Here is a 22,546-nt window from a genome sequence, read left to right as displayed (position 1 = left end):
ATTTTATTAAATATTATGATTCTGTTTGTTGGACTTGTCCATAGACGATTCGATCCTTTCCGTTGATGTCCTGAACGAGCCGCACTTCTCCAAAGCCTTCACTGTTCATCATGGAAACGACCTCCGAGCCAAAGGCTTCATTGATCTCAAAATACAAGAAACCATTAGGATGGAGGGATTCTTTGGCGTGGAGGCAGATGGCTTTATAGAAGCGCAAGGGGGCCTCGTCGGGTACAAACAAGGCCAATTCCGGCTCATGTTTCAGAACATTGGCTTGCATTAGGGTACGTTCTTTTTCCAAAACATAGGGAGGATTACTGACCATTAAGTCAAATTTTTCCAGGTTTAGATCCTTTTGCAAAACATCTGCTTTGATAAAATTGAGTTTTGCTGCATATTTTGCTGCATTTTCAATGGCTACTGCCAAAGCCTGCTCACTGATGTCTAGTCCGGATACCTCCGCTTCTGCCCACTCAAGTGCTAATGTTATGGCAATGCAACCTGAACCTGTCCCAAGGTCAAGGACTTTCATTTTCCCTTTATGGTTTTGCAGGATCAGTTGGACCAGTTCTTCGGTTTCATTTCTTGGAATCAGTACACCGGGGCCGACTCTGAATTCTCTTCCATAAAATGGTGCTTTTTCCAATATGTATTGTATAGGTTCTCCAGCCATTAGTTTATTCATGGCGTTCTGTAAGGCTTCAGGAATTTGTAGAATGGGTTGGTTATTCAACACATCTTTACGATCCACAGACAAATAGGCTTCAAAGAGCCACATTACCAAACTGCGCGCTTCAGTATCCGGATAAAGGGAGGTTAATTGGCTTACATATGCCTTGTATACTTCTCTTAAATTCATTTTATAATTCGATTACCGATCCCTTTTTTATTGATGAAAAACCAAAAATAAATTGCCCCAATAGAATAGCAGACCAAATCCATAGGGTCTCGAACATACACCAAAGACCAAGCAGGTAGTAACCCTTCGAATAAAAGACCAAAATATATCAGGCCAATGATGATTTGCTTTTTTGTGAAGATCATTTGTTGATGGTCTTGGTGCATCCATCTAAACGCTTGCAAGGTTATGCCAAGGACTACCGGTATGGCCAGAAGGTCATCCAGATAACTGTGCAAAAATGGTAAAAACAAGCCTTTAATTTTTTCAAGGTATTGATTGGCCCAAAATAGTATACATGGAATCCAGAAGAAGGGATTTTTGAGCACAGACATTATCCGGGCAAGGCTGCTATCAGCCAAGCAATTATTGTGATGATGGTGATATAAAGGCTATAAAAGAAATTGCCTATTATTTTTGATTTCTTTACAAAGGCACTGTCACTTTCCTTGATAAAGAAAATCCACTGTTCTTCATTGACTTTTTTTGAGCAGCTCTTTTTTCTTCGAAAGCTAATTCTTCCTTTCCGAGAATTTCGCCGCAATGCTCACAGGTATCTGTCAGTTTTTGATTCCATTCGGTCCATTTACCACAATTTGGGCATTTTTTTCTCCCATAGTGGCAAAAATACCAAAATATCCATCTTCTGCCAACTCCTCTTATGCTTCTTGACCAGATTCCCCGTACATATTTTCTATATTTGTGGCTAAATTAAAAATGCCTATATGAAGCTCTTTCCAAATACAGTTAACGCAGTGGTCAAAGCGTTGGAAGAAATATTTGACAATAACCATTACGCTGACAAAGTAATAGAAAAAGTTTTGCGATCGAATCCTAAATGGGGGGCCAGAGACAGGGCATTTATTGCAGAAAGTGTATATGAGATCGTTCGATGGAAAAGGCTAATTGAGAAATTGAGTCCTTCAAATGATTATTACCATTGGTTCGGCACCTATTGGGTGTTGCATGACAGGGTCCTGCCCGATTGGAGAGAGTTTAAAGGGATCAATGGAGAGAGAATTAGACAGCACAGGTCTAAAATAGAAGACCGTGCCGTATTGCAGTCTATACCCGATTGGTTGGATGAAATGGGAGCTGCGCAATTGGGTGATAGTTGGGAGCCCGAATTGGCCAGTCTAAATGAGCAAGCGCAGGTAGTATTGCGAGCCAATACGCTTAAGACGCCTAGGACCGAGCTTAAAATTAAATTGGAGGAGCTGGAAATAAAGGCATATATTCCTAAAGAATACCCCGATGCATTGGTTTTATTGAAGCGAAAAAATGTGTTTCGCACACCGCTATTTAAAGAGGGGTTATTTGAGGTGCAGGATGCTTCTTCCCAAATGGTTGCGGCAGCTTTGGAAGTGGAGCCGGGAATGAGGGTGATTGATGCTTGTTCGGGAGCAGGGGGCAAAGCCTTACATCTAGCGGCCTTAATGGAGAATAAAGGCCGAATATTGGCTATGGATACAGAAGCTTGGAAATTGAAAAATGCCAAATTGAGAGCCAGAAGAGCCGGAATTTCAATAATGGAAACGAAAGCTATTGAGAGTAGCAAAACCATTAAAAGGCTTCATGAAAGTGCTGACCGCTTGTTATTAGACGTTCCTTGTTCAGGCTTGGGAGTTTTGAAGCGAAATCCGGATACCAAGTGGAAGCTTAATCCTGAATCCATAGCCAAGGTGGAGTCCTTACAGAAAGAAATCCTGTTTCAGTATCCTTCCATGCTCAAACCGGGTGGAATCATGATCTATGCAACTTGTAGTATCCTTCCCTCAGAAAACCACAAGCAAGTAGAGGTTTTTCTAAACAGTGAAAATGGTCAGCAATTTGAACTCATGGAAGAAACCCAGGTGCTTTCCCATGAAAGTGGCTTTGATGGTTTTTATATTGCCAAATTGAGAAAGAAAAAATAATGAGGTCATTATTACTAGGGCTAATTTTAGTAATAGTATCATGTGAGACAAGTGAAAAACCTCTTCCCTCACAAAGAATATTGGTGATAGGCAATAGTATCACCATCCACCCACCTGATTCTTCCATAGGTTGGAATGCCAATTGGGGCATGGCTGCCAGCGGTCCCGACCAGGATTATTTTTCACTATTAAAAGCAGATTTACAAAAACACACTGCTGAATTGGACATGATCCGGGAGAATGTATATCCCTTTGAAAGAGGTTTTGAAACTATAGACTACGATCAATATGAACACTTGAAAGTCTTTCAAGCTGATATAATTATCATAAGGTTAGGTGAAAATATTCAAGATGAGGAAATTGCAAACTGGAATTTGGCCGAGGCCCTTGAAGAATTTGCCTTTTATCTTGGAAGGGAGGATACAAAATATATTGTGACGACTACTTTTTGGCCAAGACCACTTGTCAATGAGCAATTGATTCATGTGGCCAATAAAAATTTATGGAAGGTAGTTGATATTAGTGACTTAGGATCAGATCCTGATAATATGGCTATTGGGAAATTCGAAAATCAAGCCGTGGCCTCTCATCCAAATGATCAAGGAATGAAAGGCATAAGTGCAGCTTTGGCAAGGGCGGTAAGAGATTTGGAATAATATAGCCTCCAAAGATTATTCCTTTTAGCAGAGACAAATTTAATTTTTTTAACATTTTTTTTAGAAAATAATTGATTCGCATATTAAATTCATTGTATCTTTGACGGGCAAATAGGGTATTTAACCATTTGCCATGAATCCAAACACAGATAAATTTCTCTTCGAAGCACTCACCTATGACGATGTGCTTTTAGTACCTGGATATTCCGAGGTACTTCCCGCGACACCTCTACTTTTACGCGCCTTACCAAAAACATTCAATTGGAAATTCCTTTGGTTTCTGCAGCCATGGACACTGTTACTGAAGCTGAATTGGCCATTGCCATTGCCTTAGAAGGCGGGCTGGGTTTTATTCACAAAAACATGACTATCGAAAAGCAGGCAGCCCAGGTTAGAAAGGTTAAAAGATCTCAGAGTGGAATGATTCTGGATCCCATTACCTTGGACATCGATGCAAAGGTAAAAGACGCTGAAGCCATTATGAGTGAATATAATATTGGAGGGATTCCAGTTGTAGACGATAACAGGTTTCTCAAAGGAATCATCACCAATAGGGATTTACGATTTATCAAGGACCTAAGTCGACCGGTTAAGGAGATCATGACCATGGAAAACCTAATCACTGCAAAAGCAGGGATTACGTTAGAAGAAGCGGAAGAAGTTCTCCAAGAATACAAAATCGAAAAGCTGCCTATAGTAGATGAAGACTATAAGTTGACCGGCTTAATTACGTATAAGGATATCCTAAAACGTAGAGATAAACCTCATGCGTGTAAAGATAGTTTTGGCCGTTTACGTGTAGGTGCTGCAGTAGGTGTTACTGCTGATATTGAGCAAAGAGTAGAGGCCTTGGTCAATGCAGGTGTAGATGTTATAAGTATTGATACCGCACATGGGCATTCTAAGGGAGTTATTGAAACTTGCAAAAAGATCAAAACCATTTTCCCTGACCTCGATGTGATTGTAGGGAACATCGCCACTGCAGAAGCAGCCATCGCTTTGGCAGATGCAGGTGCTGATGGTGTGAAAGTTGGCGTTGGGCCGGGTAGTATTTGTACCACTAGGGTGATTGCCGGTGTGGGTATGCCTCAACTGTCCGCTGTCATGGAATGTTCAAATGCTTTGAAAGGAAGAGATGTGCCTGTGATAGCAGATGGAGGAATTCGATATTCAGGAGATATCGTTAAAGCCTTGGCTGCCGGCGCTGCTTCAGTAATGATTGGTTCTATCCTCGCGGGAACGGAGGAAGCACCCGGGGAGATCATTATCTTTGACGGTAGGAAATTTAAATCTTACCGAGGAATGGGATCATTGGAAGCCATGGAATCAGGGTCCAAAGATCGTTATTTCCAAGATGCTGAAGAGAATATTAAGAAACTGGTGCCAGAAGGTATCGTGGGACGAATAGCTTTCAAAGGCCTGGTTTCAGAGGTACTTTACCAAATGGTGGGTGGTTTACAAGCAGGTATGGGGTATTGCGGAACTGCAACCATTGATGACCTCAGAGAGAAAGGAAAATTTGTCAAAATTACTTCTGCCGGTGTAAAGGAGTCACATCCCCATGACATCAACATAACAAGAGAAGCACCGAATTATAGTGCAAAATCTTAAAAGCAGGACAATTCAATAATGATAAAAAGGCCGGTGGAAAACTTCCACCGGCCTTTTACCATATATAAGGGGGTACCCCGGATTCGTAATAGATTTTTTATTGCATCTTTCGGGTTTAATCCATTCCTAGGAAATCAACATCAAATACCAATACTGAGTTGGCCGGAACCCTTGCGACGTTCTCATTGTCTTGATAGGCATAGGGAGATGGGATGATAATGGTGGCTTTTGCACCACTTCTAATTCTCTGAAACCCTAAAGTAAAACCTTGAATGGCTCCACCATTAGAAGTACTTTGCCCAAGGAAGAAAGAAAATATATCATAATTTCTGTCTTCATCATAAATATCATTTTCTATGGCCACGTCTTCAAGGTTGGAGTCAAAAACAGTCCCATCCAACAAATAACCGGTATAATTGGTATAAACCACATTCCCTGAAACAGGCCTAGATCCGGTTCCTTCTTCTGTCACTATGACTACCACTCCCGAAGGATCGTGAATCCTATAAAGACTGTCATATTGAGCAGTTTCTAAATAGGTGTCAATTTTTTCCCTGTCAATGGCTAAATTCCCTTCCGAGTCATAGCTTGGGTAGCCATAGCCACTCAAATTATTATCACAAGAAAAACTAATTATGGCCACGCAGAAAATAATTATAAATTGCTTCATACTCATCCTTTAGCTATTTGTTTAAGGTTGATAAGGTCTGTTTTCGGTCAGGTCTAACTCAAAAACCAACACAGAGTTTGGTGGGATAGAACCTGCAGCCTGACTTCCATAACCATAATAGGAAGGGATAAGTGCCGTAGCTTTTTCTCCTTCCTTCATTCGAGAAAGTGCAGCGGTCCAACCTTGGATAACACGTGAAACTCCCAGCACTAATTCATAAGGTTCATAGGTTCTGGATTCGCTATAGAGTCCATTGTCCCTTGCCGTTTGCTCAATGGAAGTGTCAAATACGGTGCCGTCTAGTAACATACCGGTATAATCCACAGCCAAAGTATCTGCGTAAGCTGCTAATTCACCTTCTTCTACCACTTCCGTAAATAAAAGTACAATACCTGTTCCTTCTATTTCTTCCTTTTTCATGTATTCGTCCGGGAAATTCTGAATATAAGTTTCGATTTTATCGAGATCTTCTTCAAAAATTACGTCCAAATTTTCCTCTTCTGAAACACAGGAAAGTAAAACAGCAAAAAGAGGCATGAGTGCCAAATACTTAATATTTCTAATCATGGTAGGTATGTATATAATAATAGTTACAAAAGCAGTTATTCAATAAGTTACTGCTTTTTTACGTCAGTAACTTCCACGTCAAATATTAAAATAGAGTTAGGTACTATTACTGCTCCTCTTTGGCTAGGCCCATAGGCTAGTGGAGAAGGAATCAATAATTTTGCTTTTGAACCCTTTTTTAACAATTGAAGACCTTCATCCCAACCCGGAATTACCATACCTTGGCCTACACTGAAAGTAAACGGTTCATAAGGTCTTCCTTCTGTATAGGTTCCTGCATCTTTGGCTTTGCTTTCAATACTGGTATCGAATACCGTACCGTCTAGCACATAACCAGTATAGTTTACAGAGATTTCGTCTCCTTGTTCTATTTGGGCGCCTGAGCCTTCTTTCTCTATGACGTAATAAACACCTGATTCTGTCTTGTCAGCGTCCAAATTATTTTCAGAAATATAGCTTTCAATGGATTGGATATCATCTTCCAACTGAACTTTAGCTTCTTCAGCCTGTTTTCTTTGTCCTTCAGCTGCCAAGTCATTGAAGTAATCTTGGAATACTTCTTCTTCCAATACATTTACTACACCTATCTGTATGGTTACTGTTTCGTCATTTTCCAAGAAAGGAGGTACACCTTCAGGGGTGAAGATTTTTTCGGCAGTCGAAGTAATTACGATACTGTCACCATTGTTGAGGTTTAAAAAATCTCATCAACACCTGTTCTGGCTGTTGCAGTATCTATGTGCTGCAAATAAGGAGGCATTGGTTGATCGTAACTAGAGATAAACAAGGAGTCACTTCCCGTTTTGGCAGTAAAATGATAAACGACAAATTCACCATCTTTGGTTGCTTTGTCACCTTTTGATACATAACGGTATTCAATTCCGTCTGAGGTTGTTTCTGTCTTCTCACAAGAGTACAACAGGGAACTAGATGCCAACACCAAGGCACCAAAAACTAAATTATTGATTTTTTCATCGACTAATTCTAATTGATTAAATAAGATTTGTTTGTTTTCTTTTATTAATTCTTTAAACCGATCTACGGTTTGCTCTAAATTTACATCTGAAATACCACCGGAAGCATTTTTATGCCCTCCTCCATTAAAGTATTTTGCTGCAAATTTATTTACAGATACGTCTTCAGCAGAGCGAAAAGAGATTTTAACTCCATCTTTCCTTTCTGTAAATAAGGCTGCAATTTTAATTCCGTCCAAAGAAAGGGCATAATTTACCAGACCTTCCGTATCTCCGGTTTGGGATTGGTATTTCCTCAGGTCCTTTTACTAATAGCAAAAAAGCAGTGTTAAATTCCGGTAAAATAGTCAACCTTCTGGTAAGGGCAAATCCTAAAAATTTTAGTCGATTTACTGAGTAAGTATCATATATTAGCCGAGCAATCTTTGAGTTGTCAGCTCCCAGATCAATTAATTCCGCTGTTACTAAATGTACATTTTTGGTGGTATTGGGATGTCTGAACCCTCCGGTGTCGGTCATAATTCCCGAATAGAGGCATTCGGCGATGTCCTTATCAATCAGATCTCTATCCCCTACTTTTACCATTAAGTCATACAATAACTCACAGGTGGCTGCTGCTTCAGTGCTGCAAAAGCTGAAATCCGCAAAGTCCTCAGGTTCCTGATGGTGGTCTATATTGACAATATAAGCCTTGGATTGACGCACGGAGTCTTCCATTTTTTGAAGTCGACTAAGACAACAGAAGTCCAAGCAGAATATAATATCTGCCTCAGCAATCAATTTTTCAGCTTTCTCTACCTTTTCAGGGTCTTCATAATTTATCACTTCATCATTCCCTTTCATCCAATGAAGGAAAACAGGATAGTCTGACGGCGTAATTACATCCACTTGGTGATTTTTCTTATTTAAATAGCCGGCTAAAGCTAATGAAGATCCAAGCGCATCTGCGTCAGGTTTATGATGGGTTGTGATAATAATCTTTTTGGACGAAGCTGAAGAAATCTGTTCTTTAAATAGATTTATATTCTGCATGTGTAATAATTGAGTACCGTATTTAAAAAACACAGGTGACAAAGTTCCATATAATTTTCTGAAATTCCCAATTCCTATTTTATCGAAAGATAGACTTTATTTATTATCTGTTTTAAACTTTCGCACTTTAACTTAAAAGGATTAATTTTACAACCTTAACTAATAATCCAAATAAAATTTTATGGCTACCAATAGAACGTTTACCATGATCAAGCCTGATGCCTTCGGTGCTGGAAATTCAGGAGCAATTTTAAAAATGATCGAAGAGGCAGGATTTAAAATCATTGCATTGAAGAAAACCCAGCTGAATGAAGAATTGGCGGGAGAATTTTACAAAGTTCATGAAGAAAGGCCCTTTTACAGCGCATTGTGTAAGTATATGTCTTCAGGACCCATTATTGCCGCAATTTTAGAGAAAGACAATGCCATTGCTGATTTTAGAAAATTAATAGGTGCTACCAATCCTGATGATGCAGAGGAAGGCACCATTAGAAAATTATACGCTACCTCCATTGAGGCAAATGCCGTTCATGGATCTGACTCTGATGAAAATGCTGAAATTGAAGGAAGCTTCTTTTTTAATGCATTTGAAAAATAAAGTTAATCTGTTTTCTATCCCTCTCAGAGTTTGAGAGGGATAGAAAAATTTAAGATTTTTTAACAATTGTTGATGATTCATTAGGTTCAAAATCACAGCCTTAACGGATTTTTTTAATTTGGCGACAGATAAACCTGATACGCCATGCGAATAGTATTCTCTACACTATATTTTGTATTCATCCTTGTTAGCTCAAGTTTTTCTCAAAATTCTTTGCCTAGGATTAAAGTCTCTGACAATCAAAGGTTTCTTGTAAAAGAAGATGGAAAGCCCCTTTTTTTGGATGGCAGATACAGCCTGGGAGTTGTTTCACAGATGTGATGATGAAGAGGTAGAATATTACCTTAATAAAAGAGCAGAACAGGGATTCAATGTAATTCAGGCGGTAGCATTGGCAGAAATTGATGGGTTAAATAGTCCAAACGCCTTTGGAGAGGTCCCTTTATTTAAAAATGACCCAAAGCAGCCAAATCCTCGATATTTTGATAATATTGCAAAAGTATTAAAAAAAGCAGAAGCAAAAGGCTTATACATTGCCTTGCTACCTACTTGGGGTGACAAAGTCTTCAAGAAAGGTTGGGGTGTAGGGCCTGAGGTTTTTAATGTGGATAATGCGGAAGTTTTTGGTAGATGGATGGGGCAGAGATTCAAGGATTTTACCAATTTGATATGGGTTATAGGTGGTGATAGAAATCCAAGAGAGAACAGCACAGATGTTGAACTCTGGCGGGCCATGGCCAAAGGAATTGCTAGTGGCACCGGGGGCATTGAAAATACCCTGATGACTTTCCACCCCCAGCCTTCAGCTCCGGGAGGATCAAGCAATTGGTTTCATAATGACGAGTGGTTGGACTTTAATATGCACCAAACGGGTCATTGTCCGACCCAAGCTACCTATAAAAAAATCAACCACGATTATAATCTAGCACCCATAAAGCCCAGTATTGATGGGGAGCCACTTTATGAAGATCATCCCAATTGCTTTAAGCCGGAAGAATTAGGGCACAGCATCCCGGAAGATATTCGCAGAATCATGTATTGGAATGTTTTTGCTGGTGCTTTTGGTCAGTCCTATGGCTGTCATGCAGTCTGGCAGATGTTTACGGCGGAGAGGGAAGGAATCAATCTGCCCTTGCGCCCTTGGAAAGTTGCCTTGGATCTCCCTATGGCCACACAAGTTCAACACCTTAAAAACCTGATGTTGAGTAGGCCTTATTTGACCAGAGTTCCGGATCAGCTTATGGTGGTTGATACCCAAGTAGATGATGAGAGTTATGTGATAGCTACCAGAGATCAGGAGGGCAGTTATGCGATGATTTATATTCCTACAGGAAAAGAAGTCACCTTAAACACCTCCATTTTGAAATCCAAAACCTTGAAATGCTCATGGTATGATCCGCGGACAGGTGCTTGGTTTGATGCCGGAATTGTCAGCAGTTCCCCATCATTTACTTACACAGCACCAAGTACGGGTGGCAAAGGACACGATTGGGTGATGGTATTGGACGCCATGTAGAAAGCTTTTCTTGCTTACTTTATTCCATTTTTTCTTAAAAAACACCTGCCTAACCCACCTTGGTAAAAAGATGGCTCCTAATAATAGGTAGGGATAATAAGAAAACATCCGCCAAAGTATACTGGTCACAAACGTATAACCGGTAAGGAATTCGTTGAAGAACTGTGTAAAGAAAAACTCTGCAGTTCCACTGCTTCCGGGGGTTGGGCTGATCATCATCACGATCCACATAATGATTTGCCTTGCAAAAACTACCACATGTTGGAAGACAGAAAGTGTTTCAAAGGCCGAAATAAGGGCATTGAGCATTAAGTATCTTGAAGACCAAATGAAGATGGTCGTTAGGATAATAATCAGCCAATATTTGAAATTTTTTCCTTTAAGTTCCTTGCTAGCTTCAATGATTTGATCGCCATAATTATTGGCTTGGTACTTCCATTTTCGAAGCCATTTGATAGAAAACAACCTAAGCATTATCCACTTAAAAACCCTAGGTCGATAAAATAAGGCCAAAGCCATCAATACGGAATATATGGTATACAAGGTATAACTTCCCCAAAACAGGTATTCCAAACTTGATCCCAACCTCATTTCCAACACTCTGCTTTCAGGAAAAATATAGCCTTGGGCCAAGAACAAAATGATGGGAGCCCCTAAGACAAAAAATAAATTGTCCATAATGGCGGTAAGCATGGTGAAGGCCAAAGCTTTCCCCAGTGGGATGCCTTCTTTATTTAGGATAAATACAGCTACTGCCGTTCCTCCAACAATAGACGGTGTCACGGCAGAGGCAAATTCCCACAAGATGATGACATATATGGCCCTGGTCCAAGTCAAGTGTTTATTGGTTACTTCTCTGATTCGGAAAACATAACCGGCATCTCGTAAGACGATAAAAACCACTGCCAATAATATGGACCAAATTGAAGCATCAAAAACTCCCCTTAAAGTTTGGGCATTTACAGTCGGATCCATGTAAAACATGGCAAAGACTATGGCGATCCCAATAAACACAGGAACCCAAACCTTATTTGGATTTAAGGTTTTAAATACTTCCCTATTGTCTAATTTCATAAGTTTTCTACAGGTATAGCTTCTAATCGTTCTACCCAGAAATTGTTAAACCCCTCTCCTATTTTTATTGTCACCAGCGTAAGCTGAAGGAGCTCTAAAATGGCTAAAAAAGTATAGATAATAAAAATTTTATCAGGATTCAGAACAATAAAGTCTGAAAAAGGGATTCTGGGATTTTCTTCCAATCGATCTAAAACCAATGATTTTTGTTGTTCTATGGAATAGGGATATTGAATCACGGTATGCTTTGTGGTATCTTGGCTATGCGCATATTTCGTCAATACCCTTTGGTACACTTTTAATAAGCGATACAGGTCAAGGTCCTGAAGTTCGGCATCCACCTGGTCTATTTGATTGATCTGCTTGAGCTCTTGCACCACGTTGCCTCTGGCAAATTTGGACATTCTATCCTCTTCCATTCTGGCAAGTTCGCCCACCACAGACTTGTACTTTTTATATTCCAACAAATGCTTTATTAGATCTTCCCGAGGATCTATTTCTTCTCCATCCTCATTAAGTTCAGGCCTAGGGAGCAACATTTTCGATTTTACTTTCATAAGCGTGGCTGCAAATAATATAAATTCGCTTGCCACTTCGATCTCCATTTTTTCTAAATGATGAATATAATCTAGAAAATCATTGGTGATTTTAGATATAGGAATATCATATATATCCAGTTCATCACGCTCAATGAAGAACAGCATAAGGTCAAATGGCCCTTCGAATAAAGGTAATTTGATTTCGAAACTCACTGGATAAGATTATTTTTTGTTATTTTTGTATTTCTTATTGTGTTCAAAGATATCACATATCTTGTTAAATCAATAGGCATGTCAATAATTTCCATAAAGGTATGGAGGCCTGAATAATTATTGGTAATATTAAACATTATATCCTATGATTAGGTTATAGTTTTCTGTAAATGAAGATAAGTATATGCAAATAGAACCTGGAAAGTTACTTAGAGGAATCCATTACCCGGAAGACCTTAAAAACCTCAGTAAAGACCAATTGGTTCAAATCTGTGATGAATTGAGACAGTTTATCATTGACCATGTTTCTGTATATGGAGGTCACTTTGGTGCTGGCTTAGGTGTCGTGGAACTTACTGTAGCATTGCATTATGTGCTCAATACTCCTGATGATCAATTGATTTGGGATGTGGGGCATCAGGCTTATGGGCACAAGATCCTTACCGGCCGTAGGAATGACTTTCATACCAATAGATTATACAAAGGCCTATCCGGATTTCCCAAAAGGAAAGAAAGTCCTTTTGATTCTTTTGGCGTTGGGCATTCCAGTACTTCCATCTCTGCTGCCTTGGGAATGGCCATGGCTTCAAAATATAAGGGCGATACCAAAAGACAACATGTTGCCGTAATAGGGGATGGTGCGATGACAGGGGGAATGGCCTTTGAAGCAATGAATCATGCCGGTGTTTCAGACAGTAATATGGTGATCATCCTCAATGACAATTGCATGTCTATTGACCCCAATGTTGGTGCATTAAAGGATTACCTTACAGATATCACCACCTCCCATACTTATAATAAGGTGAAGGACGAAGTATGGCACCTGCTGGGTAAAATAAGTAAATTTGGTTTCAGTGCTCAAGATGTAGTCTCAAAAGTAGAGGGGGCCATAAAATCTGCCTTGTTGAAACAAAGCAATTTGTTTGAGTCCTTAAATCTGCGCTATTTCGGTCCGGTAGATGGACATGATGTAAATCATCTGGTGGAAGTACTCAATGACCTTAAAGATATTCCGGGACCAAAAATCCTTCATTGTATTACTGTAAAAGGTAAAGGATACGCACCCGCAGAAAAAGATCAAACCAAATGGCATGCGCCGGGGAAATTTGATAAAATTACCGGTGAAATAGCCAAAAAAATACCTACTACTCCTCAAGCACCAAAATATCAGGATGTTTTTGGACACACTTTGGTCGAGTTGGCAGAAAAGAATGATAAAATCGTGGGGGTTACGCCTGCAATGCCCTCCGGCTCTTCCATGAATATCATGATGAAGGCTTTTCCTGATCGATCCTTTGATGTGGGAATAGCAGAACAGCATGCAGTTACTTTTTCTGCAGGATTGGCTACACAGGGTTTGGTACCCTTTTGTAACATCTACAGCACCTTTATGCAGCGGGCCTATGATCAGGTGATTCATGACGTTTGTCTTCAAGATTTGCCCGTTGTGTTTTGTCTGGATCGGGCAGGATTTGCCGGTGCAGATGGACCTACCCACCATGGTGCATATGATTTAGCGTATCTGCGTTGCGTACCTAATCTTGTGGTTAGTGCCCCCATGAATGAAGAGGAGCTACGAAACCTAATGTTATCAGGAGCAGAGCATCAGGCCCCTTATGCCATCAGGTATCCAAGAGGGCAGGGAGTTATGCCAGATTGGAGAAAGCCCCTAAGAAAAATACCTACAGGTCAAGGCAGAATAATTACAGAAGGTAAAGATCTTGCCATTCTAAGTATTGGTCATATTGGTAATTATGTGCTCGACAATGCCGAGAAGTTTGAATCGCTAGGGCTTAGTATTGCTCATTATGACATGCGATTTGTCAAACCCCTTGACGAGTCATTGTTGCATGAGGTTTTTGGTAAATTTGACAAAGTGATTACTGTGGAGGACGGTTGCCTGATGGGAGGGTTTGGTAGCGCTGTCTTGGAATGGATGATGGACCATGATTATCAAGCCAAAATTAAACGTTTAGGTATTCCGGATAAAGTAATTGAACACGGAGAGCAAATTGAATTGCATCATGAATGCGGTTTTGATCCTTCGGGCATCTTGCAAACGGTGAAAGATATGATGAACCTAAATGTGGAAGATAAAATAAAGATTTAAAAGAAGCGTCTTATTATTGATGAGGAAATCCCACCGGTTTCCTCATTTTTTTTTAAATTGGACCAATGTACAAGTAATTTAATCCGCTTCTTTTATGTCCAAAATAATAAACCCAAGAAGGGAATTTTTGAAGAAGGCTTCGGCTGCGTCCGTTGCGCTGACTTTTAGCCGGCCCTCATTTACAAAACCCTTAGACACAAAGAAAAATAAACTTCCTCAATGGCGGGGCTTTAATTTGCTGGATTTTTTAATCCTGTTCCGGAAAACGGACGGAAAACAAAAACTGCTTATTATCAATACATGGCCGATTGGGGGTTTGATTTTGCCAGAATCCCTATTTCCTATCCAAGTTATTTGTCTTTTGATCGAAGTAAGCCCATACGTCCAGATGAGGTGTTGCAGTTCAATAGTAAAATATTGGATGAGGTGGATGAAATTGTTCACAACTGTCATCAACAAGGTTTGCACGTTAGTTTAAACTTACATAGGGCCCCGGGATTTTGTATCAATGCTGGTTTTGAAGAGCCCTATAATCTTTGGGAGGACGAAGAAGCTTTGGAAGCCTTTTGTGCCCACTGGGAAATGTGGGCCAAACGGTACCAAAATATATCTTCCAAGAAGTTAAGTTTTGATTTGGTCAATGAGCCCTACAAAAGACTTAACCCGAATGATCAGCATTCTCCGGGGGGACCAGTTCCGGTAAATGAATATAGGAAAGTGGCAGAAGCTGCGCTGAAAACAATAAAAGGGATCAATAAAAACCGATTGGTCATTGCAGATGGAAATGGGGGTGGAGGTATGGCAATACCTGAATTTGCTGATTTAGATTTGCACCAAAGTTGCCGTGGCTACTTCCCCATGCATATTTCTCATCACAAAGCCCCTTGGGTTTTTAAGGACCCTGAAAGCCTGTCGGAGCCCAATTGGCCGGGCACCCACAATGAACGCTATTATAGCAAAGCAGACTTGGAAAAACATTACGAGCCTTGGGTTGCTTTGCTAAAGCAAGGAGTGGGGGTACACTGTGGAGAGTTAGGATGCTACAATAAAACTCCACATAAAGTCTTTTTATCCTGGTTTGGGGATATTTTAGACATTTTGGATGACAATGGAATAGGCTTCGGACTATGGGAGTTTTCCGGTTCCTTCGGATTGCTAAACTCCGGAAGGACAGATATTGAATATGTAGATTGGTATGGAGAGAAATTAGATAAGGAATTGCTAAAATTATTAATGAAATATGCCTAAGATATCCTATTGGAAAAAAGGAAAGGCCAAGCACTTGTTTTGCTTCCCGGTTTTTGCGAAACAAAGGAAATGTGGGAAGATTTTGTAGGACCACTATTGACAAGCTGTGAAGTTTGGTGTCCTGATTTACCGGGATTCGGAAGCAGTGATGCTTATAAAAGTGATTTTACCATTTCAGATATAGGAAAAAATTGCCTTATGGATGCTAACCAATAATATAGGAAATGCAAGCCTCATAGGTCACTCCCTTGGTGGGTATTTGGCCTTGGAGATGGCCAAACTCCCTAATCTTAACTTAAGAGGTTTGGGATTGTTTCATTCTACGGCTTACCCCGATAGTGAAGAAAAAAGGTCAACAGGGAAAAAACAGTGGAATTTGTAAACAAGCATGGAGTAAGCAAATTTATCAGCTCTTCATTGCCCTTATTGTTTAAAAGGGAAAACAGAGATCGCTGCAAGGAAGATATTGACCAACTGATAGCCCACGCTAGCCAACTTCCAAAGGACAGCATAGTAAAATATTTGAAAGCCATGCGAGACAGAAATGACAATAGAGAAACATTTGCAGCCTTTCCCAAGCCAAAATTGATGATCTGCGGGGTTGAGGACACTGCCGTCACCCTAGATGACAGCCTGACCCACAAGAAATTTGTCGATCAGTTCTGTCAACTTTCGGATTGCGGACATATGGGAATGTTTGAACAAAAGGAAAAAGCCCAAGCTGCCATTTGTGATTTTATGGAAAGCTTGAAAACCTAACCTAGTAGGTAGCCCTTCCTCCAGATAAATCAAACACAAATCCGGTATTAAAACTGGCTTCCTCAGAAAGTATCCAACTAGCAATAGAAGCTGCTTCATCAACAGTACCAAGGCGCTGCATAGGAATTTTTGAAGCCATATATTCCAATTGTGCAGGATCAGTATCTTTGTTCATAGCGGTTAGAATAACCGCAGGGGCCAATCCATTGACTGTTATTCCGGAGGTTGCATACTCTTTCCCCAAGGCCTTTACCAAACCTATTACGCCTGCTTTGGTGGCAGAATACCCCACCATGTTCGGGTTTCCTTCTTTACCTGCAATAGAAGCAATAAGGAGAATTCTACCATATTGGGCCTTTTCCATATATTTTAAGGCATATTTGGCAGTTAAAAAAGAGCCCTTCAAATTGACATTATATATTTTGTCGAATTCTTCAGTTGCATAATCGGTAATTTTTGTTTGGGTAGGGCCGACTATTCCTGCGGAATTTACCAGGATGTCAAGTTTACCAAAGTGAGTGACAGTAGCTTGATACGCATCTTGTACAGCTGCTTCTTTTGAAATATCAACAACAAATGCTTTTACCGGCATGCCGGCCTCTTGCCATTCCTTTTCTAAGGCAAGTAGTTTGTCTTGATTGAAGTCCCAAAGCGCAATGCTTGCACCTTCTTCAGCCAGCCTCTCGGCAATGGCTTTGCCTATGCCATCTGCAGCACCGGTTATTACTGCAACCCTGTCTTTATACCTAGATTTAGTCATTGAAATATTTTTTGGATTTTCTACCTTTAAAATTAAGAAAGTGGGAATGAATTTTACTTACAACTACCTTAGATTTAAGAAAAATCTTTTTAGCCAAAGATTCATTTTTTGATTTCTGCCACAATGTTTACAACAAATATTTTAAATTACTAAAAGAATTATATAGACATGAAGCTTCATGATCTCAATTTTTATAAAATTCTTGGCCTTATGATTGCTAGGATCTAGTAAAAATGGTGGGTAATAAGCCATATACAGACAAGAACGTTTGACCTTCGTTTAGAAAATTCTGCTGAATTTAAACCTAACCGCACAATCTTGAGTTACATTAATTAAATATACACTAATAAAATATACCTGAATATCAATTGACAAGTGGTTGAAAATTAATCTGTTTATGACTTGGCAATTATTGGGGTAACTTAAACACAAACCGTTATGAAAAAGTCCAGACACCTAATTGTTCTAATCTTACTCTTATCTTTTACCTCATGTAGCTCACTCAACTCAATGAATCCACTTAGTTTACTTACCGGAAACAAATGGAAGCTTGCCGGAATGATGGGGAATGCCCTTGATGTAGGAAAATTTGCTGATGCTTTGCCAATGCTAAGTTTTATGGACGGTGGCAAGTTGAGCGGTTTTACCGGGTGTAATAATTTTTCGGGAAATTTTAACCTGGATGGAAAAAACCTTTCCCTAGATCCTGGTGCGATGACCAAGAAAGCATGTCAGGGTACAGGGGAAAATGAATTTTTGAATGCGTTATCTAAGGTAAGTGATTTTAAAGTCAGCAAAGATAATTTGACATTGATGGATGGAGCCAAGGAACTACTGCGATTTGTTCCCGAAAATTAAATCCGTTGTAAATATATTATTTCATTTGATGGATTTTAAATACACATGAGCTTTAAACCCATTAACCGGTTTTACTTGCCATATTCTCAAATTCCATATCAAATAGTTTACCTGTACAATTATTATCAATCACCTTAATTATCAATTGGAATGAAAAAGAGGGAAAGTTCCACGGTGGCTTTTTGAATAGAAGCTTTAACATTTCCTGTGGCGATGTCTCCAAAACCGTTTAACTAATTATCGGACTATAATTGGCACCATGGAAGAAAAAGCAGATTACCCATCCAAAAAGAAGACCATCAGTGAATGGGTTCACATGTATGGTGATTATCTATTTAGTTGGGCTTACCATAAAACAAGTTGTAATGAAACGGCAGAAGACCTAGTTCAGGAAGTATATTTTGCTGCATTCAAAAACTATGAAAAGTTTGAAGGGAGAAGTAGTCCTAAGACTTGGTTGTTGAAAATCTTGAATAACAAGATAATTGATCATTACAGAAAATTATCCATTAAAGAAGCCAAACAAGAGGATTCTTCCAGTCAGTTTACCGATTCATTTTTTAATTCCATAGGCAATTGGAAAGCAAATGGACTTGAGGAGGCTTGGGCAGAGGAAGAGCACTTGTTGGATAATGTGGCCTTTAATGAAGTGATGGAGATTTGTATAAATGACTTGCCGGCCAAATGGAGGCTGGCAATTTTATCCAAGTTCCTGCTCGAAAAAGAAGCGGTAGCAATTTGTCAGGATTTGGACATCACTGCGTCTAATTATTGGCAGGTGATCCACAGGGCCAAATTACTTTTAAAGAAGTGTTTGGAAGTCAACTGGTTTGCCAAACAATAACACCAAAGCATGATTATGGAAAAACTGATGAGTCGTATGCTGCTTTCATGTAAGGAAGCGACCTATTTGGTAGAAAAACAAATGGAGTCTCCTCTGACTATTATGGAAAAGTTCAGGTTAAATATTCATTTGAGACTTTGTAAAGTTTGCAATGCTTACCAGCATCAGAGTGAAACCATTAACATCGCCTTGAAAAAATGGACCGAGGAGAGTGTCATGTCTAAAGAACTTCCTTCCGAAGTTAAATCAGAAATTTTAAAAGAAATTAATCGCTAAAATAATTTAAAGTTTTTGTCAGGAAGCTAACATGTTCGCGTCTATTCGGTTATAAAAGTGAAATGCTAATGAGAAACAAGGATTGTAGGTTCCTTTTTCTCAGCACATTTTATGACCTGCAAAATAGACCTAATATGGAATTAAGTACTTTTCAAAAAGAGCTGAATGACAATAACCCATTTGATTTTTCAGCATTAAAAGCTGTTTTTCTAAACTGCACCCTAAAAAAGTCACCTGAAAACTCTCATACTGCAGGATTAATCAGTATGAGTGAGGGTATCATGCGTGCGAATGGGGTTGCAACTGAAGTCATTCGACCAGTGGACCACCAAATTGCTTTTGGTGTTTATCCTGACATGACGGAACATGGTTGGGACAGGGACGATTGGCCTGCAATTCAAGATAAGGTAATGGAAGCAGATATTTTAATATTGGGGAGCCCTATTTGGTTAGGTGAAAAATCCTCCATTGCCTCTCTGGTAATAGAACGATTGTATGGCTATTCCGGAAAAATGAATAATAAAGGTCAATATGCCTATTATGGGAAGGCTGGTGGTTGTTTGATTACAGGTAATGAAGATGGTATCAAACATTGTGCGATGAATATTTTATACAGTCTTCAGCATTTAGGATATGTCATTCCACCGCAAGCGGATGCAGGATGGATAGGCGAAGCCGGCCCCGGGCCTTCTTATTTGGATAAAAATTCAGGTGGGCCTGAAAATGACTTTACCAATAGAAATACCACTTTTATGACTTGGAATCTGATGCATCTGGCCCAAATGCTTAAACAGAGTGGTATCCCTGCATATGGTAATCAAAGAGATGCTTGGGACAACAGATCTAACAAAGACCATCCAAATCCGGAGTACCGGTAAGTTCAATTCGCCTTAGTGTCACTGTTATTAATATAATTATTCACCCCAAACTTCTGTAACCATGGGAAATTTACGTTTACTAAAATTTTATCTGTTTATTGCTACATTTTTTTAGCAATCACATGTGCCAAAGCGCAGCAAACAAGTATTCCTGAAAAAGATCAATATTTTGATTTCGCTTTTGGAGTTGGAGAAAATAGCCTTACAAGTTATTCCTTGTCTTGGAACAAAAATTATGGGCTCTTCGCTTCTAAAAAACTAAGGTTAGGTTATGGTGTTCGATTCTCGGGACTAAACGGTAAAGAAATAAACTATATCACTGCTCCTGCAAATCTAACAGGAGATGATGCCACCATTGATACTTTGTATATGGGGAAAGCCAATACCATGGCTTTGAATGCAATGATAAATATTCAATATCAATTTCACCCGAAAATTAAACTCGGATTTAATATCGATGCCTTAGGTCTCGGTTTTGGCGGGGAGCAAAGTGCCAATTTTATCAGCTCAGAAAACACAGGTCAGTTTCCGGAAAACCTAAATGCAAAACCTACTTCCTTTAACTTGCTTTTGGTAGGAGATAATGATATCGGTCAATTGAAATCTGAATTTTACCTGGGATATGCTGTTGCTGAGAAAGCATGGCTTAGGGCAGGTTTTGACATGACATTTTCAGAATATACAAGCAATCAGGTGCTGACCAATGAAAACGATAGGTTCAGAAATAAAGCCACCTTGTTTTTCCTGGCTGTTTCCTATAATCCTTTTTAATGATTTAGAATAAACACAAACATATCATGAAATCTTCAATCTTAATCTTCCTGTTTTATTATTTATTTGCGCCTAATGTAGTCGCTCCTGTATACGTCCCTCCAAATAATTTTGAAGAATCTTACATCAAATTCAATATTCGAAACCTTGGGCTTAATGTAGAAGGCGCTTTTAAATCGTTTAAAACCACGGTGAATTACAATAAATCTCAACCAGAGAAAAGTAGCTTTTCGGCAGAAATACAAACAAATTCTATAGACACGGGCATCAATAAGCGAGACAATCACCTAAAAAAAGCAGAGTACTTTGATGTAGCCAAATACCCCATCATAAGCTTTCAATCCACAAAGGTTTCTGCAGCAGGAGAAGATGGACTCTTGGTTTTAGGAGACTTGACCATAAAAGGGAAAACACTCCCAATTACCCTAAACGTCACCATTGCTGACAAAGGATCTTCAAAGGAATTTAATATCAAAGGGGAACTCGACCGAAGAGATTATAAAGTGGGAGGAAGTAGTTGGGTAATGTCCGATGATGTCTACTTAGACTTACTTATTGTAAATTAATGTTCAGTTTAGTTGCTTGCCTCAGATTCTATTGCTTTCACCCACTTCTCCTTGTTAAATACCTGTAAGTATCACCCATAGCTTATCCCTCGAAAAGCCAAAAGCTTAATAAATAGAATGTCTTTAATTTCGAAGTGCTATATCGCCACCATGCTATTGTTGGCTTTGATTTCCAAGGCTGAGTCGAGGCAATCGAAGCAAGACAGTACAATATTTAAGGCTTTGCCTTTGGCATATTTCACACCTGAAACAAGGATTGCGGCAGAGGGCTTTGCTTTCTATAGCTTTTATGCCAATAAAAGCCAAAGAAAGTCCAATTTGCGGATGTTTGTCACCTACACCCAAAACAAACAGTATTTGCTAATACTACCTTGGCAGGTTTATACTTCCGGGGATCAGTATTTCCTGAAAGGAAGCATTGATTACAGGAAATTTCCTGAATATTATTATGGATTGGGAAACAATACCAAGGAGGCCTCTAGGGCACTTTATGAATTCAAAGCCCTAACATTTACGAGCAGAAGTTATAAAAGGCTAAAAAAGACACCTATATTGGCCTGGCGCTTCAAGGCCAATGGCTGGAACCAAAATTTCCGGAGATGGAGCCTCTTTTTGCGGATGTTATGGAGGGGAATGGAAGAGAGGGCTATAGTTATGTGGGCTTTGGACCCTCCATGATGTGGGACAAAAGGGATCATATTTTATCCCCTTCTTCCGGGAGTTTTATCGAATTTACACCTTTAATTGGTTTAGGGAAAAGCAATCATTCTGCGCTTAATTTTGGTTTACTCAGTATGGATATTAGGCATTATCTGGCACTTTCTGATCATATTACCTGGGCCAATCAATTATTGACTCAATTGTCTTTTGGTGATGTGCCCTTTCGAACTTTACCAACTTTGGGAGGACCATTTCTTCATAGAGGATACTACCAAGGAAGGTTTAGAGACAATCATTCAGCCATTGTTCAATCTGAATATAGGCAACATGTAATCGGGCGGTTTGGCTTTGTAGTATTCGGTTCCGCAGGAAGAGTTTATCAATCTTTAAAGGAGAAATTATATAAAAACATACACCTTGCTGCCGGTGGAGGCCTTAGGGTTCGCATAAGTAAAAAGGACAGGACCAATGTAAGGTTGGATTATAGCTTTACTTCTGATTCACGTGGTTTCTATATCTATTTTGCAGAGGCTTTTTAATCAAATGAAATTT

Annotated in this window: 24 protein-coding genes and 3 pseudogenes; 18 read left to right on the top strand and 9 right to left on the bottom strand. The window is 39.5% G+C overall.

Annotation, left to right across the window (positions count from 1 at the left end):
• Positions 1–13: 13 nt before the first annotated feature.
• Both prmC and WG932_RS20340 read right to left on the bottom strand, forming a co-directional pair.
• Complete coding sequence (prmC, locus tag WG932_RS20345) at positions 14–859, bottom strand: peptide chain release factor N(5)-glutamine methyltransferase (protein ID WP_483085197.1); 846 nt, start codon at positions 857–859, stop codon at positions 14–16.
• Positions 856–1,152 (bottom strand): magnesium citrate secondary transporter, encoded by a 297-nt coding sequence (locus WG932_RS20340; protein WP_483085196.1) that lies wholly within the window; start codon positions 1,150–1,152, stop codon positions 856–858. Before WG932_RS20340 ends, prmC begins: the two co-directional genes overlap by 4 nt.
• A gap of 471 nt (positions 1,153–1,623) precedes the next feature.
• Between WG932_RS20340 and WG932_RS20335 the strand changes: the two genes are divergently transcribed.
• The 3 genes and pseudogenes from WG932_RS20335 to guaB all read left to right on the top strand — a co-directional run bounded on the left by WG932_RS20335 (position 1,624) and on the right by guaB (position 5,081).
• Complete coding sequence (locus WG932_RS20335; RefSeq protein ID WP_483085195.1) at positions 1,624–2,814, top strand: RsmB/NOP family class I SAM-dependent RNA methyltransferase; 1,191 nt, start codon at positions 1,624–1,626, stop codon at positions 2,812–2,814.
• Positions 2,814–3,470 (top strand): SGNH/GDSL hydrolase family protein, encoded by a 657-nt coding sequence (locus WG932_RS20330; RefSeq protein ID WP_014019727.1) that lies wholly within the window; start codon positions 2,814–2,816, stop codon positions 3,468–3,470. The genes WG932_RS20335 and WG932_RS20330 overlap by 1 nt, the downstream gene beginning before the upstream one ends.
• A 133-nt stretch (positions 3,471–3,603) precedes the next feature.
• Positions 3,604–5,081 (top strand): annotated as a pseudogene (gene guaB / locus WG932_RS20325) (IMP dehydrogenase).
• A gap of 115 nt (positions 5,082–5,196) precedes the next feature.
• On the opposite strand, the gene WG932_RS20320 reads toward guaB, so the two are convergent.
• From WG932_RS20320 to WG932_RS20305, 4 genes and pseudogenes are all read right to left on the bottom strand, one after another.
• Positions 5,197–5,757, bottom strand: a complete 561-nt coding sequence (locus WG932_RS20320; protein WP_014019725.1) for an FKBP-type peptidyl-prolyl cis-trans isomerase — start codon at positions 5,755–5,757, stop codon at positions 5,197–5,199.
• A gap of 15 nt (positions 5,758–5,772) precedes the next feature.
• Positions 5,773–6,318, bottom strand: coding sequence for an FKBP-type peptidyl-prolyl cis-trans isomerase (locus tag WG932_RS20315; protein ID WP_483085194.1), 546 nt, complete (start codon positions 6,316–6,318; stop codon positions 5,773–5,775).
• Between the two features lie 47 nt (positions 6,319–6,365).
• Positions 6,366–6,935, bottom strand: a complete 570-nt coding sequence (locus tag WG932_RS20310; protein ID WP_483085193.1) for an FKBP-type peptidyl-prolyl cis-trans isomerase — start codon at positions 6,933–6,935, stop codon at positions 6,366–6,368.
• Between the two features lie 353 nt (positions 6,936–7,288).
• Positions 7,289–8,324: pseudogene (locus WG932_RS20305) on the bottom strand (DHH family phosphoesterase); the annotation flags it as partial.
• Positions 8,325–8,505: 181 nt separating this feature from the next.
• Here WG932_RS20305 and WG932_RS20300 point away from each other — a divergent pair.
• Positions 8,506–8,922, top strand: a complete 417-nt coding sequence (locus tag WG932_RS20300; protein WP_014019721.1) for a nucleoside-diphosphate kinase — start codon at positions 8,506–8,508, stop codon at positions 8,920–8,922.
• Positions 8,923–9,184: 262 nt separating this feature from the next.
• Entirely contained in the window at positions 9,185–10,438 is a 1,254-nt protein-coding gene (locus WG932_RS20295) for a glycoside hydrolase family 140 protein (protein WP_483085192.1), read from the top strand.
• Here WG932_RS20295 and WG932_RS20290 read toward each other — a convergent pair.
• A complete protein-coding gene (locus WG932_RS20290) occupies positions 10,367–11,512 on the bottom strand; it encodes a lysylphosphatidylglycerol synthase transmembrane domain-containing protein (protein ID WP_483085191.1) in 1,146 nt (381 codons plus the stop codon). The two genes, WG932_RS20295 and WG932_RS20290, sit on opposite strands and share 72 nt — an antisense overlap.
• On the bottom strand, positions 11,509–12,264 hold the full coding sequence (locus WG932_RS20285) for a segregation and condensation protein A (protein ID WP_014019718.1): 756 nt from the start codon (positions 12,262–12,264) through the stop codon (positions 11,509–11,511). The genes WG932_RS20290 and WG932_RS20285 overlap by 4 nt, the downstream gene beginning before the upstream one ends.
• A gap of 184 nt (positions 12,265–12,448) precedes the next feature.
• Here WG932_RS20285 and dxs point away from each other — a divergent pair, with 184 nt between their 5' ends.
• The 5 genes and pseudogenes from dxs (at position 12,449) to WG932_RS20260 (ending at position 16,381) form a co-directional block, all read left to right on the top strand.
• Positions 12,449–14,374 carry a 1-deoxy-D-xylulose-5-phosphate synthase gene (gene dxs, locus WG932_RS20280; RefSeq protein WP_014019716.1) on the top strand — a complete coding sequence of 642 codons (1,926 nt, stop codon included), beginning with the start codon at positions 12,449–12,451 and terminating at the stop codon, positions 14,372–14,374.
• A 94-nt stretch (positions 14,375–14,468) separates the two neighbouring features.
• Positions 14,469–15,622: pseudogene (locus tag WG932_RS20275) on the top strand (glycoside hydrolase family 5 protein).
• 9 nt (positions 15,623–15,631) lie between these two features.
• Positions 15,632–15,838 carry an alpha/beta fold hydrolase gene (locus WG932_RS20270; RefSeq protein ID WP_483085190.1) on the top strand — a complete coding sequence of 69 codons (207 nt, stop codon included), beginning with the start codon at positions 15,632–15,634 and terminating at the stop codon, positions 15,836–15,838.
• Positions 15,825–16,004, top strand: coding sequence for an alpha/beta fold hydrolase (locus WG932_RS20265; RefSeq protein WP_483085189.1), 180 nt, complete (start codon positions 15,825–15,827; stop codon positions 16,002–16,004). Before WG932_RS20270 ends, WG932_RS20265 begins: the two co-directional genes overlap by 14 nt.
• Positions 15,992–16,381: an alpha/beta fold hydrolase gene (locus WG932_RS20260; protein WP_483085188.1), complete on the top strand. Its 390-nt coding sequence runs from the start codon at positions 15,992–15,994 to the stop codon at positions 16,379–16,381. The genes WG932_RS20265 and WG932_RS20260 overlap by 13 nt, the downstream gene beginning before the upstream one ends.
• Before the next feature lies 1 nt (position 16,382).
• On the opposite strand, the gene WG932_RS20255 is transcribed toward WG932_RS20260, so the two are convergent.
• On the bottom strand, positions 16,383–17,141 hold the full coding sequence (locus tag WG932_RS20255; RefSeq protein ID WP_149393077.1) for an SDR family NAD(P)-dependent oxidoreductase: 759 nt from the start codon (positions 17,139–17,141) through the stop codon (positions 16,383–16,385).
• Between the two features lie 438 nt (positions 17,142–17,579).
• Between WG932_RS20255 and WG932_RS20250 the strand changes: the two genes are divergently transcribed.
• The 8 genes from WG932_RS20250 to WG932_RS20215 all read left to right on the top strand — a co-directional run bounded on the left by WG932_RS20250 (position 17,580) and on the right by WG932_RS20215 (position 22,533).
• Positions 17,580–17,999: an META domain-containing protein gene (locus WG932_RS20250; RefSeq protein ID WP_014019712.1), complete on the top strand. Its 420-nt coding sequence runs from the start codon at positions 17,580–17,582 to the stop codon at positions 17,997–17,999.
• Positions 18,000–18,258: 259 nt separating this feature from the next.
• A complete protein-coding gene (locus WG932_RS20245) occupies positions 18,259–18,843 on the top strand; it encodes a sigma-70 family RNA polymerase sigma factor (RefSeq protein WP_483085187.1) in 585 nt (194 codons plus the stop codon).
• A 15-nt stretch (positions 18,844–18,858) separates the two neighbouring features.
• Entirely contained in the window at positions 18,859–19,119 is a 261-nt protein-coding gene (locus tag WG932_RS20240) for an anti-sigma factor family protein (RefSeq protein ID WP_149393078.1), read from the top strand.
• A gap of 68 nt (positions 19,120–19,187) precedes the next feature.
• The gene (locus WG932_RS20235) at positions 19,188–19,997 is read left to right on the top strand and encodes a flavodoxin family protein (protein WP_339680238.1); all 810 of its coding nucleotides are present in this window, start codon (positions 19,188–19,190) and stop codon (positions 19,995–19,997) included.
• A 216-nt stretch (positions 19,998–20,213) separates the two neighbouring features.
• Positions 20,214–20,768: a hypothetical protein gene (locus tag WG932_RS20230; RefSeq protein ID WP_483085186.1), complete on the top strand. Its 555-nt coding sequence runs from the start codon at positions 20,214–20,216 to the stop codon at positions 20,766–20,768.
• 26 nt (positions 20,769–20,794) lie between these two features.
• Positions 20,795–21,334, top strand: coding sequence for a YceI family protein (locus tag WG932_RS20225; protein ID WP_149393081.1), 540 nt, complete (start codon positions 20,795–20,797; stop codon positions 21,332–21,334).
• A 117-nt stretch (positions 21,335–21,451) separates the two neighbouring features.
• Complete coding sequence (locus WG932_RS20220) at positions 21,452–22,012, top strand: hypothetical protein (protein ID WP_483085185.1); 561 nt, start codon at positions 21,452–21,454, stop codon at positions 22,010–22,012.
• On the top strand, positions 21,934–22,533 hold the full coding sequence (locus tag WG932_RS20215; RefSeq protein ID WP_483085184.1) for a BamA/TamA family outer membrane protein: 600 nt from the start codon (positions 21,934–21,936) through the stop codon (positions 22,531–22,533). Before WG932_RS20220 ends, WG932_RS20215 begins: the two co-directional genes overlap by 79 nt.
• Positions 22,534–22,546 lie beyond the last annotated feature (13 nt).

This window comes from Cyclobacterium sp. SOCE241 (genome assembly GCF_056867545.1).
Note: the sequence above shows the minus strand (reverse complement) of the source record. Positions and strands in the feature narration are given on the sequence as shown.